The organism is Acidobacteriota bacterium (genome assembly GCA_018001935.1).
In the GTDB taxonomy this organism is placed as follows: domain Bacteria; phylum Acidobacteriota; class JAAYUB01; order JAAYUB01; family JAAYUB01; genus JAGNHB01.
Genome location: JAGNHB010000027.1, coordinates 21,001 through 38,076, shown reverse-complemented (window position 1 = coordinate 38,076; position 17,076 = coordinate 21,001). Strand labels below are relative to the sequence as shown.

Sequence of the window (17,076 nt, the reverse complement as noted above, 5' to 3'; positions counted from 1 at the left end):
TTCACCTCGAGGGCGGATTATAGCCCCGGTCCGGGAGGAATTCAACCGCCACGGGGGCCGGGGAGAGCCGGAACAACGGCCGGAGGCGGCCCACCCCGGCGCCCGGGCCGTCGGGGACGGCGGGCTGACGGAAGGGCACCAGATCGACGGGCATTCAGAGAATTTCCTTCTTGATTTCCAGGGTCTGCAGGGGGGACCGGGTGCCTTCAACCACCACGCGGTTCCGGCCCTCGGCCTTGGCCCGGTAGAGCATGGCGTCGGCCCGGCGGATGATCTCGGGGACGAGCCCGTCGGTGTAATCGAGGGGGCTGCCGAGCGCGGCGACCCCGATGCTGACGGAGCAGGGGATGCGGATGTTGTTCCGTTCCGCCGGGTACGCCAGGAGGAGGAGGCGGATCTTCTCCCCGACGCGGCGGGCGCCCTCCTTGCCGGTCTGGGGCAGGAGGATGATGAACTCCTCCCCGCCGAAGCGGGCGGGAATGTCGGTGACGCGGACCGATGACCGGAGGCACCGGGCCACGTGCTGGAGGACCCAGTCCCCGACCTCGTGGCCGAAATTGTCGTTGATCCGCTTGAAATGGTCCACGTCCACCATCAGCACGGACATCTCGGTCCCCGGCATCGCGCGGGCCTGGCGCCGGACTTCCTGCTGGAGGGCTTTCAGGAAGAACCGGCGGTTGTAGAGGCCGGTCAGTTCGTCGGTGACGGCCAGGTGCTTCAGCAGCGTGTTCTTCTTCTCCAGTTCCCGGGTGGCCTGGTTGACCGTCTGCTCCAGCTTCTCCTTCTCCCGCTCGATGGCCCGGTAACGCAAACGGAAACCGAAGTGGACAACGAGGGCCAGGACCACCGCCGCCAGGCAGTAGAACAGGGGATTTTGCCAGATCGCGGGCGCCACGCGGAAGGTGGCCAGCTTTTTGTCGACGGGAGGCCGGCCGCGCTCGGCGAGGCGGATGACGAAAGCGTAGTTGCCGGACGGCAGGTTGGTGTACTCCTTCACCCGGCTTTGCCCCAGCGGAACGAACTCCTCGTCGTACCCCTCGAGCTTCACGAAGGCGGTGACACTTTCCGGGCTCAGGAACTTCAGGACGTCGAACTCGAAGCGGATCGTCCGGGTGTCGTCCGGGAGGACGGCGCCGGGCGCCAGCCCCACCCGTTGAACCGCTCCCCCCCTCAGGGTCAGGAAGAGGCTGTCCAGGCAGGCCAGGGGCGGCGCGGTGGTCGGGACGGCGGCCGTGGCGACCGAAGGGTCGATCCGGCACACCCCCCCGACAAGGCCGAACCAGAAGCTCCCGTCGTCGGTCCGGCAACCGCAGTTGTGGGTGGTGAACTCGCTGCCCGGGAGCCCGTCGCCGGCCGTCAGGGTCCTGACGACGCGGCCCAGGGACGTGTCGAAGAGGGCGGCCCCCCCGTCCGTCCCGACCCAGAGGAGCCCGGGGCCGGATTCCAGCAGGACGACGCAACTGCTGTCGGGCAGGCCGTCGCCGGTGTCCCAGTGGGAGAGCCGGCCGGCGTCGTCGAGGGCGAAGAGGCCTTCGTCAGCGGCGATCCAGAGCCGCCCGTCCGCGCGGAGGAGGTCGTAGATGCCCAGGATGTCCGTTTTCCAGGGGAGAACGATTCGCTGGAAGGTGGTCCCGTCGAAGCGGACCAGGCCGCCGCCGACGGTCCCCAGGAGCACTCCGCGTCCGTCCGGCAACGGCAGGATGCACCGCACGTGATCGGCCGGCAATCCCCCGGCCCGGTTGAAGGCCGTGACCCGGCCGCCCTCGATGCGTGCCAGGCCTTGCCGGCACGCGGCCCAGACCACACCGGAACCGTCCTCGCAGAGGTCGGACACGCCGTCTCCCGGGAGGCCGTTCGCCCGGGTCAGGTAGGTGGCCTTTCCCCCCTGGAGGATGGCGATGCCTCCCCCGTCCGTTCCCACCCACACCGAGCCGTCCGGGCGGGGGAGCACCGTCCAGGCGAGGAACCGGCTGAAAAAGGCGCCGGCGGCGGTGACGGCCTCGAAGCGGTCGCCGTTCCGAACGAAGAGGCCGGCGTTGGTGCTGATCCAGGTGCGGCCGGACCGGGGGTCCCAGACCACGGCGGCCGTGCTGGTTCCCGGGAGGCCCGAGTTTTCGTCGAAGGTCTCGATCAGGCGGTTCTCGAGGCGGCTGATCCCGTTCATGGTGCCGATCCAGAGGAGCCCTTCCCGGTCCACGAGGACCTTCGTCACCGGGGTGCCGCCCAGGCCCGACCGGGTGCCGTACCACCCGACCGTCCCCCCGGAAGCGTACCCTACGCCACGGGGCCCGCCGACCCAGAGCGCGCCGTCGAGGCCGGCGCAGAGGCACAGCAGGCGCTCGTTTCCGGTGCCGGGGTAGGGGCCCTCGAAAACCGTAGAACCCTCGGCCAACCGGTAGAGGCCATTGTCCGTGGCCACCCAGCAGCACCGCTCCCCCGGCGAGGGGAGGACCGCGTTGATGACGGCCCCGGCGGGCACGGACTGGACCGGTTCACTGCCGGGTGCGGGGGAGACCTTCAGAAGGTTGCCGCCCGCCCCGACGTACAGAGAGCGGCCGTCCGACGCCAGCGCCGAGAAACCCGCGTCGGACGGGGGCAGCGGCGTGAGTGTCCAGGACCGTTTCGACGTCAGCCTGCCCAGCCTCCCGTCGGCGGTCAGGCAGAAGAAGTCGTTCCCCATCCCGGTGAAACCGATGACGGGGCTGGCCGTGTCGATGGTGGAGGCGAACCGGCCGTCCTCGGGGCGGTACACGCAGGGGCCCCGGTACGTCCCGGCCCAGAGTTGGCCGGAGCCATCCTCGCCAAGGGCGAAGGCCGTGTTCTGCACGACACCGCGCTCACGGTCGAAGTTGCGGAACAGGGTCCCGTTGAACCGGGAGAGCCCGCCGGAGCAACCGGCCCACAGGTAGCCCGAACGATCCTGGTACAGGCTCCAGACGCGGGAGGACGCCAGCCCGTTCTCGGGCGTGAAACGGCGAAAGGGGAGGATCTGGGCGCAGGTCGCCCCCGCGAAAAGGAGAAGAAAAAGTAGTTGAAGACCGGTCCGTCTCATCGTGCCGTCCTGGCGGGGGTGTTCCCGGCGCGCGCCGCGTTCGACGGCATTATACCCGCAAATCAAGGCATTGCAAGCCCGACGGTATCGCAAAGACACGGGAACCCCCTGTTTTCTGCGAACGGTGCGAATCCCTCGGCCCCGTCGAATTTCGGTTTTTCCGAGGCCGTCCAGGGTGACGTCCCCGCAACAAGTTCGGACCTCTTAAACCATGATGATCTCGAAAAAAGTCCGGATTTTAATCTCACAGAGGCACGGAGAAGAATCATAAGAATTCTTTGTTTCAATGTATTGCAGATTTCTTTCTTTGCGTTCTCTACGTTCTTTGTGGCTGAATCGACTTTTTGCGGCAACGTCAAGGGTGGTACAATGGCCCCGGCGGTTTTGCATGGGGCCCCGGGTGGTTGAACGGCACGGATTGACGGGCAACGACTCATGATCGCGGGGCTTCAGGCCAGAGCCTCACCCTCGCAGGCGAAAGAGGTGACGCATGGAAAAAATCCCCTCCTCCTATCTCCAGCTCTCGACCGACGACGTGAGTTCCCGGATCCGGGAGGCCCGGTTGAAGCTGGGGCCCCGGGCGGTCGTCCTGGTCCACCATTTCCAGCGGGACGACGTCGCCCGCCAGGCGGACTTCCTCGGCAGTTCCACCGAACTGCTGGCCCGGGTCGCGTCCCTCCGGGAGGCCGATTACCTGGTGCTCTGCGGAAACCGCCCCCTCGCCGAGATGATGGACATCCTCCGGGACAGCCGCCAGAAGCTGCTCCTGGTGGACGAAGGCGGGGTCTGTTCCATGGTGGCTTCCCAGGTCCCGAAGGATTACGACGGCATCGTCGGTGAACTGAAGCGGGCCGGCACTTCCCCCGTCGTCCCGGTGGTGACCGATCACGCCGCCATCGGGGTCACGGCCCGGGCGGGAGAGGCCGGCGGGGCGCTCTGCACGCCCGGCAACGCGGGGGCCGTCCTCCGCTGGGCCCTGGGCAGAGGGCGGGTGCTCTTCACCCCGGACCGCAACCTCGGTTACAACGCCGCCCGGCGCTCCGACGTCCTGGCGGACGAGATCGTCGACTGGAAGCCGGGGCAGCCCCTCGGCGGCAACGCCCCGGCCCTTCTGCGAAAGGCCCGGGTGATTCTCTGGGGTCAGACCTGCGCGGCCCACAGCCAGTTCAAACCGGAGCACGTGAGGAAACTCCGGCAGAGGGACCCCGGGATCCGGATTCTGGTGCATCCGTCGTCCCCGCCGGAGGTCGTCGCCCTCGCCGACGAGGTGGGCGCCTCGGCGCACATCACCCGGACCGTGGAGAACGCCGCTCCCGGCAGTCGGTGGGGCGTCGGCGCCCACCGCAACCTGGTCAACCGCCTCGCGGCGCGGTTCAAGGACCGCCAGGTCCTTCCCCTCGTCAACCAGGGGTGCCTGTGCAGCGTGATGATCCGGAACGAGGCCGCCCGCCTGCTCTGGGTGCTCGACAACCTCGTCGCGGGCCGCGAGGTGAACCGGGTCACCCTGCACCCCGACGTCCTGTCGGGGGCGATGAACGCCGTCATCCGGATGATGGAGATCCAGGCCTTCGAATCGGAAGCCTAGGGCACCCGGATCGGCGCCGGTTCGGGGTGCGCCGGGACGTGACGGACGAACGCCTCTCTTTCAGTGTGCCGTCGACTCCCCCGGGCCGGAGGACAGGCGCCCGGTGGCGTGGTCGATGGCGGCGAGCAGTTCCCGGAGGATGAAGGGCTTCTGGAGGAAGCCGTCCGCCCCGAGCTGCGAGAGCCGCTCGGAGGCTTCCTGGACACTGTAGCCGCTGAAGAGGATCACGGGGACGTCGGTGCGTGTCTGGCGGATCTCCCGCAGCGTCTCCTCGCCGCCCATCAGCGGCATGGTGAGGTCCAGGAGCACGAGGGAGAACCGGTCCGGGCCCTCGCGGAACGTCTTCAGGGCCTCGAGGCCGTTCGAGGCACAGACGACCTCGAAACCCTGGGCGGCCAGCATCCGGGCTGCGAATTCCCGGATGGAGTCCTCGTCGTCCACCAGGAGGACCCGACCCGACCGGGGGGCCCTCAGGGCGGCCGGTTCCGCCTCGGCCGCACCCTCCGGCCGGGCGGGGCGGCCCGCAGGGAACAGCACCGTGAACCGCGTCCCCTCGCCGTGGACCGTCCGGATGCGGATCGCCCCCTTGTGCCCGCGCATGATCCCCAGAACGGCGGCCAGCCCCAGCCCCCGGCCGGTGAACTTGGTGGTGAAGAAGGGGTCGAAGATCCGCTGGAGCGTTTCCTCGTCCATCCCGCACCCCGTGTCCGAAACCTCGAGGAAAGCGTACTCCCCCGGTTCGGCGGCGGCATAAAACTGGCAGGCCTCGAGCCACGACCGGTCACAGAACATCCGCCCGGTGGAGACGACGATGACGCCCACCTGGTCCCCGATGGCGTCGGCGGCGTTGAGGATCAGGTTCATGACGACCTGCCGGAGTTGCGCGGCATCGGCTTCGATGGGCGGGATGTCCCCGGCGAAGCCGTAGTGCAGGTTGCACTTCTTGGGGATGGAGACGGCGAGGAGGTTGGCCATGTCCTGGACCAGCGTCGTGAGGTTCAGGGAGTGGACGACGAAGTGGCCTTTCCCCGAGTAGGCCAGCATCTGGCGGGTCAGTTCCGAGGCGTGCCGGGTGATCTTCTCGATCTGGACGAGGTAATCCCGGGCGGGCTCTTCCCCGCCCAGTTCGAGCAGGGCGAGTTCGGCGTTGCCCAGGATGCCCGTCAGGAGGTTGTTGAAGTCGTGGGCGATACCGCCGGCCAGGACGCCGAGGCTCTCCATCTTCTGGGCGTGGCGGACCTGATCCTCCAGCTTGCGCTGTTCGTCCTCCGCCTTCTTCCGCTCCGACGTGTCGCGGGCGAAGACGCAGTAGAGCTCCTTGGTTTCGTACCGGAGCAGCGTCAGGTTGACCTCCACGGGGAGCGGTTCGCTCCCCCGCTTCAGGAAGGTGGTCTCCCGGACGACGACCCCGCTCTCCCCGACCCGGTCGCGGAGGCCGGGCCACTGGCCGGGGGTCAGTTCCAGGTCGATGTCGAAGAGGGACCGGGCCATGAGTTCCTCTCGCATCAGGCCCAGGGTCTCGCAGGCCGTGTCGTTCACGTAGGTCAGGCTGCCGCCGGGGTCCATCCAGAGGATGAGCTCGGCCGCCATGTCCACCGAGACCTGGGTGATGCGCAGGGCCCGCTCCAGGAGCTTGCGGTCGGTGATGTCCGTCAGGGTCCCCACGAGGCGGATGGAGTTCCCCCGCTCGTCCCGGGCCACGGTCATGCCCCGGTTGAGCAGCCACTTCCAGCTCCCGGTGGCCGCCATGACGCGGATCTCCACCTCGAAGTCCTCGATGTGGGACGGGGTGGGGCCGAGCTTGCTCCGGACGTGGAGATCGAAATCGTCCGGGTGGATCAGGCCGATCCAGAAGTCCGCGGTGTGCTCGGGGGCGTCGGGGTCGTAGCCGAGCATCCGGAAGCAGCGGGGGCTCAGGTAGACTTTCCCCGTCAGGGCGTCGTAGTCCCAGATGCCGTCCTTCGAGGCTTCCAGGGCCAGGTGCAGGAGGTCGCGGCTGACCCGGAGTTCCTCCTCGGCTTCCCGCTTGTGCGTGAGGTCCATCATCACCGTCACGACGCCGGAGATCGTCCCGTCGGGGTCGAAAACGGGGATTTTCTTGGTCTCGATGACGAAGCGCCTCCCCTTCACGACGAGTTCGTCCATGTCCATCACGGGCTGGCCCGTCTCGATGACCGAGCGGTATTCCTCCCGGACTTTTCGGTCGAGGAAGGGGAACGCTTCCATGACCTTGAGGCCCACGAGGTCGGGGTTGAGGCCGAGGTCCCCGGCGACCTTCCGGAGCGGGGCGTTGGCCGTCAGGATCGTCAGGCTCGTGTCCACGCGGTGGATCCACTCCTCCATGGCGTCGAGGGTGACGCGGTGGAGCGACCGGGACTGCTTGAACTCGTCCTGGGTCGCCTTCAGCTCCTCGAGGGACTTCCGGAGCCGCTGCTCGGCCTGCTTGCGCTCCGTGATGTCGACCACGGTCCCCTCGTAGAAGCGGACCTTCCCCTTGTCGTCCCGGACGGGGCGGGCATTCTCGGAAATCCAGGCGATGCTCCCGTCCCGGCGCCGGATCTCGGATTCGAAAAGGATGACGGCGTCCTCCGTCTCCAGGATCCGCCGGAACTCCCCGGGGCGCCCCGAGTCGACGTAGAGCTTCCGCCCGACTTCCCCGTGGTCCTCCAGGAAGGCCTCGACGGTCTCGTAACCGCAGATCCGGGCCAGGGCGGCGTTGATGCGCAGGTAATGCCCCTCCGGGGTGGACCGGAACATGCCGACCACCGCCTTGTCCCAGGCCTCGCGGAAACTGTGCTCGCTCTCGCGCAGGGACCGGGTCTCCCGGCGGCGCCGGAGGGTGCGGATGGCGGCCAGGGCGACGGCGGCGGCCAGGAGGAGCAGCAGGCCCGCCAGGAACGCCTGGACGGCGGGGTTGGCGCGGATCGTCTCGAGGTGGCGGGAGAAAAGGTCGGCGGTGAGGAGGTGCATCCGGTCCATGGCCGGGGATGATAGCGGGATTCGAAAAAAAGTGCAAGGCGGGCGAACAAAATTACCGTCGGGTTCGTTTTATTGATCACCGGGCGTGCTTAGCCCGCCACTCTGGTTCAGGGGTGTCACATGAAGAAAGGGATGCTGCTCGGGATCGTATTGTTCGCCATGGTGTTGCTGAGCGGGTGCGAACTCGTGGCGATCCAGGGCAAGGGGCCGGTGGTCGCCAAGGAGTACCCCCTCGCCGGGTTCTCCGGGGTCGACGTTTCGAACGCCATGAAAGTCGTCGTGAAGAAGGGCGAGCGTTTCCAGGTGACGGTGCGGATCCGGCAGAACCTTCTCCCCTACCTCGAAGTGGACAAACGGGGCGACGTCCTGCACGTGGGCATGCAGTCGGGGCACAACTATTCCAACCTGGGCGCCGAGGTCCTGGTGGTCATGCCCGAGCTTCGCAGCTTCACCCTCAGTGGCGCCTGCGAGGGGGTGCTCGAAGGGGAGTGGCAGGTCCCGGACATCCAGGTCTCCCTCTCGGGGGCCAGCTCCCTGAAGGGGACCGTCGCGGCCGAGGACGGCAAGATCGAGGTGAGCGGCGCCAGCTCCGTCGCGCTGAACGGGAGTGCCCGCAGCCTGGTTGCGGAAGCGAGCGGGGCGTCGCGCCTGGACATGCGGGGTTTCACCGTGGACCGCCTGAGGGTTGAACTGAGCGGGGCCAGCCACGGGGAGATGCAGGTGGTGAAGAGCCTCGACGCCGAGGCCAGCGGGGCGAGCAGTTTCGACTACACCGGCGACCCCTCCATCGAGCGGTCCGACACCTCGGGGGCGTCCTCCATCAACCGCAGGTGAAATCCACGAGTTCGGATTTTCTTTCCGTGTCTTTGCGCATCTTTGCGTTCTTTGGGGTTTGAGGGGTCCGGGCTTGTTCCGGGGATGTCAGCCTTCGCGGGCGCACCGGACGGCCGAGCGGGTTTCGGGGTCGAACCACAGCCGGCGCCGCAGCTTCAGGACCTGCCGGATGAAGAAGGAGATGTCCCGGAAGAGCTTGACCCGGGTGTCGCGCTGCATGTGCTCCTCCCACGTCACGGGGACCTCCCGGATGATAAACCCCATCCGTTCCGAGAGGATCAGCATTTCCGAGTCGAAGAACCAGTGATCGTCCCGCGTCCGGGGGACCACCCGCTCGAGGACGCGCCGCCCCACGGCCTTGAACCCGCACTGGGCGTCGCGGAACCGGACGCGGAAGAACAGTTTCAGGACCCGGTTGTAGCCGCGGGAGGAGATCTCCCGGCTGAGGCTGCGGCCGATGACGCGGGCCCCGGCGGTCAGCCGGCACCCGATGGCGGCGTCCGCCCCGTCCCGGACGGCGTCCAGGAGGGGCCCTAAAAACGTGAGTTCCGTGGCCAGGTCGGAGTCCATGTAGGCGTGGACGTCGGCGGGAATCGACGTCCAGCACGCCCGGAGCGCCTGCCCCCGGCCTTTGCGGTCGGAGCGGAAGTACTCCACCCCCGGAAGTTCCCCGGCGAGCCGCCGGCCGATTTCGGGGGTCCGGTCGGTGGAGGCGTTGTCGGCGATCACCAGCGTCCACGCGTAGTCGCCGAGCCGGTCCGTGCAGTGGGCGTGGACGCGGCCGAGGCTGGACGCGAGGACGTGCTCTTCGTTGTAGCAGGGGATCGAGATGACGACGCTGGGTTTCATGGGCTGCGCCCCGTCCGTCCGGGCCCGGGATGCTCAGACCCTCCCCAGGTATTCGCCCGTCTCGGTGTTGACCCGGATGACCTCGCCCTCGTCGATGAAGGGCGGCACCTGCACGATGAGACCGGTCTCCAGGGTGGCCGGCTTGGTGACGTTGGAGACGGTGGCGTGCTTCATCCCCGGGGTGGTCTCCGCCACCTTGAGTTCCACGGTGGCGGGAAGCTCGATGCCCACGGGCTTCCCGTCGTGGAAGTCCACGGTGATGATGGTCTCCGGCTTGATGTACTCGATGCTGTCCCCCAGGACCTCGCTGGAAAAACAGATCTGTTCGTAGGTCTCGTTGTTCATGAAGTGGTGGCCCTCGCCGTCGGAGTAGAGGTACGCCATCTCCTGGGTGTCCAGGAAGGCCTTCTCCACGCGGTCGCTGGACCGGAAACGGTGGTCCTTGAGGTTGCCCGAGGCCAGGTGCCGCAGCTTCGTCTGGACGAAGCCCCGGAGGTTCCCCGGCGTGACGTGCTGGTAGGAGGCCACCTGGTAGAGTTCGCCGTCCATCTTGATGATGTTGCCTTTGCGGATTTCGGTTGCGTTGATCATGGGCGTGTTGAACCTCTTTGAGGGTTATCGGATCGTGTCCAGCCCGTGGAGGTACGGGCGGAGGGCCGGCGGGACCTCCACGGAGCCGTCGGCGTTCTGGAAGTTCTCCAGGATGGCGGTCCAGGTTCGGCCGATGGCCAGGCCCGAGCCGTTGAGGGTGTGCACCAGGCGGGGCTTGGCGTCCTTGCCCGGGCGGTAGCGGATGTTGGCCCGGCGGGCCTGGAAATCCTTGAAATTGCTGCAGGAGGAGATCTCCACGTACCGGTTCTGGCTGGGGAGCCAGACCTCGAGGTCGTAGGTCTTGGCCGAGGAGAACCCCATGTCCCCGGTGCACAGGGTCACCACGCGGTAGGGAAGACCCAAAAGCTGGAGGATCCGCTCCGCGTTCGCCGTGAGGGACTCCAGGTGCTCCATGGACTCCTCCGGGCGGGTGAACTTGACCAGTTCCACCTTGTTGAACTGGTGCTGCCGGATCAGGCCGCGGGTGTCCTTGCCGTAGGACCCCGCCTCGCTTCGGAAGCAGGGGGTGAACGCCACGTGGAGGATGGGCAGCAGGGCGTCGTCGAGGATCTCGTCCCGGTAGAGGTTGGTGACGGGGACCTCGGCCGTGGGGATCAGGTAAAACGGCCAGTTCTCGAGGTGGAAGAGGTCCTCGGCGAACTTGGGGAGGTTCCCCGTGCCTGTCAGCGAGGCCGCGTTGACCATGAAGGGCGGCAGGATCTCGGTGTAGCCGTGCTCCCGGGTGTGGACGTCCAGCATGAAGCTGATGAGCGCCCGCTCCAGGGCGGCCCCTGAGCCGCGGTAGACGGCGAAGCGCGCGCCGGTGATCTTGGCCGCCCGGTCCATGTCCAGGATGCCCAGGTTCTTCCCGAGGTCCACGTGGTCGCGGACGGGGAAGTCGAAGCGCCGCGGTTCCCCGTGCCGGCGGACCTCGGCGTTGTCCTCGGCGGACGTGCCGGCCGGGACCGTGTCGTCGGGGAGGTTGGGGATTCGGAGCTGGAAGTCGGCCAGGGCCGCTTCGACCTCGGGGAGTTCTTTCTCCAGGGCGGTGATCCGGTCGCCGACCTGCTTCATCCGGGCGATCTCCGCCGTGGCGTCCTTCCCTTCCTTTTTGAGTTTCGGGATCTCCTGGGACACCCGGTTGCGCAGCGCCCGCAGTTCCTCGCTCTCCGCGACGGCCTTCCGCCGCCGTTCGTCGAGCTCGGCAAACCGGGCGAGGTCGATCTCGATGCCCCGCAGCGCCATTTTCCGGCGGACCTGTTCCGCGTCTTCACGTAATAGCCTGATATCCAGCATATTCGCTTTTCTCCATCCCCGAGGGGAGATGCATTCTAAGAAAAAATTTCGGAAAAAACAATATGTTGTTGGTTGGAATTTCGCTATAATCTGCTTTGAAACGACAAACGGGTTCCGGGTATGGACAGATCGATCAGATTGAAATACGCGGCGAAAACCGACGTCGGTCGGGAGCGGACGGGGAACGAGGACGGGATCCTTGCCCTGAGTTTTGCCTCGACCACTGACTCCCGCTCCGTGTCCTGCGGGTTCTTCGTCGTGTCCGACGGCATGGGGGGCCACAACGCCGGCGAGATCGCCTCCATGACCGCCGTCAAGAGCGTCATGAACACCATCAACCGGGAGTTCTTCCAGAAGCTCTCGGACGTCGACTTCTTCCGGCTCCCGAACCACGTCTACAACTACCACTTCCGCCGGGAGGTCAACATCCGCCGGATGCCCAAGGCGCCGACGGTGCTGCGCCGGGCCGTCCGCCGGGCCAACGGCGACATCATCGACCTCTCCCGCAAGAACCCGGCCTTCTTCGGCATGGGCGCCACCATCACGGCGGCCGTCATCACGGGGCGGTCGCTGGTGGTGGCCAACGTGGGCGACAGCCGCTGCTACCTGGCGAGCAAGGGGTCCATCTCCCAGCTGACCCACGACCACACCATCGTCAGCCAGTTGCTCCACCTCGGGAAGATCACCCCCGAGGAGGCGGACATTCACCCCGCGAAGAACTTCCTCTACAAGAGCCTCGGCTCCGAGGAGCGCGTGGAGCCCGACCTCGTGGAGCGCGAGCTGGAAGCCCCCTCCACCGTGGTGCTCTGCTCCGACGGCCTGAGCAACATGGTGAGCAACGAGGGGATCCTGGAGACCGTCCAGAAGAACAAGGACCCGCACAAGGCCGTGGACACCCTGATCCGCCTGGCGAACCAGGCGGGCGGCAAGGACAACATCTCCGTCATCGTGGTACAAGTGACATGATTACCCAGCGTTCCCACCTCTCCTTCCCGCTCTGGCCGCAGGACCCCGCGGGTCGCCCGGTCCCCCGCCGGCTCCGGGGCGCCCGGCAGCGAAAGAACCTCCTCCAGCCAGGCCACGTGTTCTTCAACCGCTACGAGATCATCAAGCGGATCGGCGGCGGGGGGATGGGGAACGTGTACCAGGCGAAGGACATCCGCCTGTCGAACCGCTACTGCGCCATCAAGGAGATGATCGACCTCTACTCGGAGCCGGAGGAGCACGAGCGCACCCTCAAGGAGTTCGAACGGGAGGCGTCGCTGCTGGCGGCGCTCAACCATGCCTCCATCCCCTCCGTCTACGACTACTTCAAGGATAACGACAAGTTCTACCTGGCGATGGAGTTCATCGACGGGATGGACATGAACAAGCTCGCCAAGTCCTACGGGGAGAAACTCCCCGAGTACAAGGCCCTCAAGATCGCCATCCAGATCTGCGACGTCCTGCACTACCTGCACACCCACAAGCCGCCCATCATCTACCGCGACCTGAAGCCGAGCAACGTGATGCTCACCAAGAACGACCACGCGGTCCTGATCGATTTCGGCATCGCCCGGTTCCTGACGGCCAACCTCACCGACATCACCACCATCGGCACCATGGGGTACGTGCCGCCGGAAGTCTACGAGGAGAAGATCGAGCCGGCGTCGGACATCTACTCCCTCGGGGCGACCCTGTTCTACTTCCTCACCAACGTCTCGCCCCAGACCAAGCCCATCCTGATCTTCGACTTCACCAAGAACCCCACGCCCCGGGAGTACAACCCCGAGATCACGCCCGAGGTCAACGACATCATCTGCCGTTGCGTCTCCTACAACGCCCGGAACCGCTACCCCTCCTCCTACGCGCTCAAGAAAGACCTGGAAGCCCTCTACCAGAAGCACTTCGCCGACGAGAAGGACGACCGCGACCTCCTGACCCTCCTCAACGACAAGAAGCAGAAGAACGAGGCGAAGACGAAGATCGTCACCATCAAGGAGGAGACCAAGAAGGTGGACGGGACCGGCAAGGCCGAGCCCGCCAGCGAGTTCGAGATCCTCAAGCGCGAGTTCGAGGAGGAGTTCAAGGACTTCCTCCCCATCACCGACGACGTCATCCGCAGTGCTTCCCGCTCCAACTTCGACATCTACTGCGTGGCGTGCTACTCCCCGCTGTCCGAGAACGACCTGATCTGCCCCAACTGCGGGACGGAGCAGCCCCACTCGCCTTTCATCAAGGTCTCCAAGGCCACCCTCCGCCTGGATTCGGAGCACCAGATCTACAACATCGTCAAGGACATCACCCTGATCGGCCGGAAGGACCCGGAGAAGAAGTGCTTCCCCGAGGTGGACCTCTCCAGCTACGACCAGGGGAAGCACGTGTCGCGCCTCCACGCGCGGATCCTCAAGCTCAACAACGAGTATTACGTGGAGGACCTCAAGAGCAAGAACAAGGTGGTCATCAACGGCAAGTACATCATCCAGGCGGGGGTTACGCACAAGCTGAACAACGGGGACTCCCTCAAGATCGGCCGCCTGATCTTCACCTTCCGCAAGGAGTGATCCGCGTCGGGCTCGCCCGGCCTGGACCCGCCACGCCATGATCCGCCACGTCATCCTCTTCGACATCGACGGGACCCTGATCTCCACGGGCGGCGCCGGGCGTCGGGCCATGGAGCGGGCCTTCGAGAAGGTGCACGGCCTCCGGGGCGCCCTGCGGAATTTCAACCTGGGCGGCCGGATCGACGGGCAGATCTACGCGGAGATCGTCGCGAGGAAACACGAGCCGGACCGCCTGCACGCCTATCGTGAGGCTTACTTCAACTTCCTGTGCGAGGGGCTGGGCGAACGCCCGTCCCGCGGGAAGCTGCTGCCCGGGGTCGTCCCCCTCCTGGAGCGGCTCGCGGACCGTCACGACACGCTGGTCGGGCTCCTGACCGGCAACTGGCGGGAAGGGGCGCGCCTGAAGCTGGAACATTACGGCATCTGGCGGTTCTTCGCCTTCGGCGCTTTCGGGGACGACGCGGACGAGCGCCCGCGCCTCCCGGCGGTGGCGAAGGCCCGGGCCCGGGCCGTCGCCCCGGGCGGGATCTCGGACAAGCTGACCCGCTTTTTCGTGATCGGGGACACGCCCCGCGACATCGAGTGCGCCCAGGCTTCCGGCTGCATCGCCGTGGCCGTGGCCTCGGGGGATTACAGCCGGCAGGCGCTGGCCGGCTGGACGCCCCACCTCCTCTTCGACTCCCTGGCGGACACCGGGCGAGTCTGCGACCGGCTATTCCAAGACACAGGAGCGACAGAATGGAACTGGACCCCGATCTTCGATCGATTCAGGAAGTGCGAAGTCTTCTGAGGTCGGCCGACGAGGCCCGGAAGCGGTTTGGCGCCTTCGACCAGGCGGACGTGGACCGGGTGGTGGCGTCCATGTCGGACGCCGCCTTCGCCGCCGCCCGGGAACTGGCCGAGGACGCGGTGAAGGAGACGGGCTTCGGGCGCGTGGAGGACAAGGTGATCAAGAACACCTTCGCCGCCCGCAACGTCTGGGAGAGCATCCGGTCCGTCCGGACCGTCGGGGCGATCCGGGAGGACAAGGCCCTGGGGACCGTGGAGATCGCCGTCCCCATGGGCATCGTGGCCGGCATCATCCCCACCACGAACCCGACCAGCACCACCATCTTCAAGGCCCTGATCTCGGTCAAGGGGCGCAACGCCATCGTGTTCTCGCCCCACCCCTCGGCGAAGCGCTGCATCGGCAAGGCGGCCGACATCCTGCACGACGCCGCCATCCGGGCCGGCGCCCCCCCGGGGATCGTCGGCTGCCTGGCCAACCCCACCATGGAGGCCACCACGGAGCTGATGCGCCACCCGCTGACGGCGGTGATCCTGGCCACGGGCGGGCACGCCCTGGTCAAGGCCGCGTACAGTTCCGGCAAGCCCGCCTACGGCGTGGGGCCCGGCAACGTCCCCGCCTTCATCGAGCGGACGGCGGACGTTCCGAAGGCCGTCGAGATGGTCCTGGCCGGGAAGTGCTTCGACAACGGCACCATCTGCGCGTCCGAGCAGTCCCTCGTGGCGGATGCACCCGTCGCCGCGGAGGTCCGGCGGCAGATGGCCCGTTTCGGGGCGCACCTGTGCACCCCCGAGGAGAAGAAGCTCCTCGAGAAAGCCATGGTGGTCCGCGGCGGGCTCAACCCCGCGGTAGTGGGGCGCCCCCCTCACGTCATCGCCGGCATGGCGGGTTTCAAGGTCCCCGAGGCCACGACGGCCCTGGTGGCGGAACTGACCGCCGTGGGTCCGGAAGAGCCCCTCTGCATCGAGAAGCTGTCGCCCGTCCTGGGGCTCTACACGGCCGACGGCTGGCGCGAGGGGTGCGAACTCTGCATCAAGCTCCTCAACTACGGCGGCCTGGGGCACTCCATGTCCATCCACTCCCGGGACGAGGAGATCATTCGGATGTTCGCCGTGGAGAAGCCGGCGTCCCGGATCCTGGCCAACACGCCCTCCACCCACGGCGCCATCGGCTACTCCACGGGGCTCGCCCCGTCGCTGACCCTGGGCTGCGGCGCCTGGGGCGGGAACATCACCTCCGACAACGTCACGGCGCTTCACCTGGTCCACATCAAGCGGCTGGCCTACGGGATCCGGCCGGTGGAATTCCCAAGAGGCCTGCAGGCCGGCGGGGGGGCGGAGCGTCCGACCGGTGCTCCATCCCCGGCTCCCGTGCTGCCGAGGGAACCCGTCTCCGTCTACATCCCCGCAGTGGGCCCCCAGGTGTCGTCCGTCGTCTTGCCACCACCGGCCTCCTCCTCGCCGGTTTCCTCCACCCCATCGGTCAACCCGGCGCCCGCCCCGGCCACCCCCGCAGCTTCCGGTTCGCCCGCCGCGGTTTCCCCGGCCTCTCCCGAACTCGCGGGCCCCGTGGACCGGCAGGTGGTGCGGGACCTGGTGGAGTCCGCCCTCCGCGGCCTGATCCAGGATCAGCAGGGGAACGCCCCGGCAAAGGATTCCACCGCGGCGAAGGACGACCCCAGGGCCTCGCTGTACTGAGCCCGGGAGGGACCGGCAACCGAACCGGCGAGCAGCCATGAAGCGATTCGTCCTGACCCTGTTGTTTGTAATTCCCTGCTGGATATTCGGAAACAGCTGGACGATCGACGAACCTGCTCTCGTGCAGTTCATCGTCGGGTTGGAGAAGAGTCTGGACGCTTCGAACAAGATCGAGAACTTGATCGGGGATTTCTTTGTAAAGGATTTCCGCCAGAGGTATCGGCGGAACCCCCGCACTTCGCCTTATCAATGCTTCACCGCTTCCCAGGCGATGACAGATAAAAAGGCCAAGCTGGCTCTGAACTACTATTTAGCGTTCCTGAATTATCATTATCTGGCCCTGAAGCTGGGAATACTCTTGAACAGCAGCGAATCCGATCGCGTTATATCTGAGAAGGTCAAAAAGCTATTAGAGGCGTTGGCAATCGAGATTGGAAAACTGCCTGCAGGAGTATTGCCGGATGATTCAACATTATATACAATGAAGGAGTTATCAGAGAACACGAGGATACTCAAGCGCGCTTCAAGAAAAATCAGAAGAACGCTTGAGCCGTTGCGTGTCTGTCCCCGGATGGACGAACTAGCAAGGATGATTGATGCTCCCTATGAAAAAAGAGTTTACAGCCCTTCAGAGAGGACCTATGAAACAGAGTACCTGGGCTTCCCATCTGGGACGATCTTTAAGGAGATCAACACCCCGTTTTTCTCATACCATCTGGTCAAAGAGGGAAATGCCTATAAGATACTGGTTGTCTATCCTTTCGCCTATTGAGTTCGAAAGGGATCGATTGACGATACGGCTCCGGCCGGCATCTTCAGGTTTTGATTTCTGATTCGCGTTCATTCGCGTGATTCGCGGGCAA

At 66.2% G+C, this 17,076-nt stretch carries 13 protein-coding genes; 7 read left to right on the top strand and 6 right to left on the bottom strand.

Annotated features, from left to right (window positions below):
* Position 1: 1 nt before the first annotated feature.
* Entirely contained in the window at positions 2–154 is a 153-nt protein-coding gene (locus tag KA419_11640; GenBank protein ID MBP7866592.1) for a hypothetical protein, read from the bottom strand.
* Complete coding sequence (locus KA419_11635; protein MBP7866591.1) at positions 155–3,052, bottom strand: diguanylate cyclase; 2,898 nt, start codon at positions 3,050–3,052, stop codon at positions 155–157.
* A 490-nt stretch (positions 3,053–3,542) separates the two neighbouring features.
* Between KA419_11635 and nadA the strand changes: the two genes are divergently transcribed.
* Positions 3,543–4,637: a quinolinate synthase NadA gene (gene nadA / locus KA419_11630; GenBank protein ID MBP7866590.1), complete on the top strand. Its 1,095-nt coding sequence runs from the start codon at positions 3,543–3,545 to the stop codon at positions 4,635–4,637.
* A 60-nt stretch (positions 4,638–4,697) separates the two neighbouring features.
* Here the strand turns inward: nadA and KA419_11625 are convergent, their stop codons facing one another.
* Positions 4,698–7,607, bottom strand: coding sequence for a PAS domain S-box protein (locus tag KA419_11625; protein MBP7866589.1), 2,910 nt, complete (start codon positions 7,605–7,607; stop codon positions 4,698–4,700).
* 129 nt (positions 7,608–7,736) lie between these two features.
* Here KA419_11625 and KA419_11620 point away from each other — a divergent pair, with 129 nt between their 5' ends.
* Positions 7,737–8,450, top strand: a complete 714-nt coding sequence (locus tag KA419_11620) for a DUF2807 domain-containing protein (GenBank protein ID MBP7866588.1) — start codon at positions 7,737–7,739, stop codon at positions 8,448–8,450.
* An 87-nt stretch (positions 8,451–8,537) separates the two neighbouring features.
* Here KA419_11620 and KA419_11615 read toward each other — a convergent pair whose 3' ends face one another.
* From KA419_11615 to serS, 3 genes are read right to left on the bottom strand one after another with little or no spacing between them, the layout of a single operon-like run.
* On the bottom strand, positions 8,538–9,299 hold the full coding sequence (locus tag KA419_11615) for a glycosyltransferase (GenBank protein ID MBP7866587.1): 762 nt from the start codon (positions 9,297–9,299) through the stop codon (positions 8,538–8,540).
* Between the two features lie 33 nt (positions 9,300–9,332).
* Positions 9,333–9,890 (bottom strand): elongation factor P, encoded by a 558-nt coding sequence (efp, locus tag KA419_11610; GenBank protein MBP7866586.1) that lies wholly within the window; start codon positions 9,888–9,890, stop codon positions 9,333–9,335.
* Between the two features lie 24 nt (positions 9,891–9,914).
* Entirely contained in the window at positions 9,915–11,186 is a 1,272-nt protein-coding gene (serS, locus tag KA419_11605) for a serine--tRNA ligase (protein MBP7866585.1), read from the bottom strand.
* 120 nt (positions 11,187–11,306) lie between these two features.
* Between serS and KA419_11600 the strand changes: the two genes are divergently transcribed.
* The 5 genes from KA419_11600 to KA419_11580 are packed head-to-tail and all read left to right on the top strand — an operon-like array spanning position 11,307 to position 16,985.
* On the top strand, positions 11,307–12,152 hold the full coding sequence (locus KA419_11600) for a Stp1/IreP family PP2C-type Ser/Thr phosphatase (protein MBP7866584.1): 846 nt from the start codon (positions 11,307–11,309) through the stop codon (positions 12,150–12,152).
* Positions 12,149–13,729: a protein kinase gene (locus tag KA419_11595; protein ID MBP7866583.1), complete on the top strand. Its 1,581-nt coding sequence runs from the start codon at positions 12,149–12,151 to the stop codon at positions 13,727–13,729. The genes KA419_11600 and KA419_11595 overlap by 4 nt, the downstream gene beginning before the upstream one ends.
* 37 nt (positions 13,730–13,766) lie before the next feature.
* Positions 13,767–14,519 carry a haloacid dehalogenase-like hydrolase gene (locus tag KA419_11590; GenBank protein ID MBP7866582.1) on the top strand — a complete coding sequence of 251 codons (753 nt, stop codon included), beginning with the start codon at positions 13,767–13,769 and terminating at the stop codon, positions 14,517–14,519.
* Positions 14,468–16,213, top strand: coding sequence for an aldehyde dehydrogenase family protein (locus KA419_11585; GenBank protein ID MBP7866581.1), 1,746 nt, complete (start codon positions 14,468–14,470; stop codon positions 16,211–16,213). The genes KA419_11590 and KA419_11585 overlap by 52 nt, the downstream gene beginning before the upstream one ends.
* A gap of 37 nt (positions 16,214–16,250) precedes the next feature.
* Complete coding sequence (locus KA419_11580) at positions 16,251–16,985, top strand: hypothetical protein (GenBank protein MBP7866580.1); 735 nt, start codon at positions 16,251–16,253, stop codon at positions 16,983–16,985.
* The last annotated feature ends 91 nt before the right edge of the window (positions 16,986–17,076 follow it).

Excerpts from the sequence above, each read along its gene's own strand:
- KA419_11580 (MBP7866580.1), top strand. The coding sequence starts at position 16,251 with ATGAAGCGATTCGTCCTGACCCTGTTGTTTGTAATTCCCTGCTGGATA.
- serS (MBP7866585.1), bottom strand. The coding sequence starts at position 11,186 with ATGCTGGATATCAGGCTATTACGTGAAGACGCGGAACAGGTCCGCCGG.
- KA419_11615 (MBP7866587.1), bottom strand. The coding sequence starts at position 9,299 with ATGAAACCCAGCGTCGTCATCTCGATCCCCTGCTACAACGAAGAGCAC.
- KA419_11595 (MBP7866583.1), top strand. The coding sequence starts at position 12,149 with ATGATTACCCAGCGTTCCCACCTCTCCTTCCCGCTCTGGCCGCAGGAC.
- KA419_11620 (MBP7866588.1), top strand. The coding sequence starts at position 7,737 with ATGAAGAAAGGGATGCTGCTCGGGATCGTATTGTTCGCCATGGTGTTG.
- KA419_11635 (MBP7866591.1), bottom strand. The coding sequence starts at position 3,052 with ATGAGACGGACCGGTCTTCAACTACTTTTTCTTCTCCTTTTCGCGGGG.
- nadA (MBP7866590.1), top strand. The coding sequence starts at position 3,543 with ATGGAAAAAATCCCCTCCTCCTATCTCCAGCTCTCGACCGACGACGTG.
- efp (MBP7866586.1), bottom strand. The coding sequence starts at position 9,890 with ATGATCAACGCAACCGAAATCCGCAAAGGCAACATCATCAAGATGGAC.
- KA419_11625 (MBP7866589.1), bottom strand. The coding sequence starts at position 7,607 with ATGCACCTCCTCACCGCCGACCTTTTCTCCCGCCACCTCGAGACGATC.
- KA419_11585 (MBP7866581.1), top strand. The coding sequence starts at position 14,468 with ATGGAACTGGACCCCGATCTTCGATCGATTCAGGAAGTGCGAAGTCTT.
- KA419_11590 (MBP7866582.1), top strand. The coding sequence starts at position 13,767 with ATGATCCGCCACGTCATCCTCTTCGACATCGACGGGACCCTGATCTCC.
- KA419_11600 (MBP7866584.1), top strand. The coding sequence starts at position 11,307 with ATGGACAGATCGATCAGATTGAAATACGCGGCGAAAACCGACGTCGGT.
- KA419_11640 (MBP7866592.1), bottom strand. The coding sequence starts at position 154 with ATGCCCGTCGATCTGGTGCCCTTCCGTCAGCCCGCCGTCCCCGACGGC.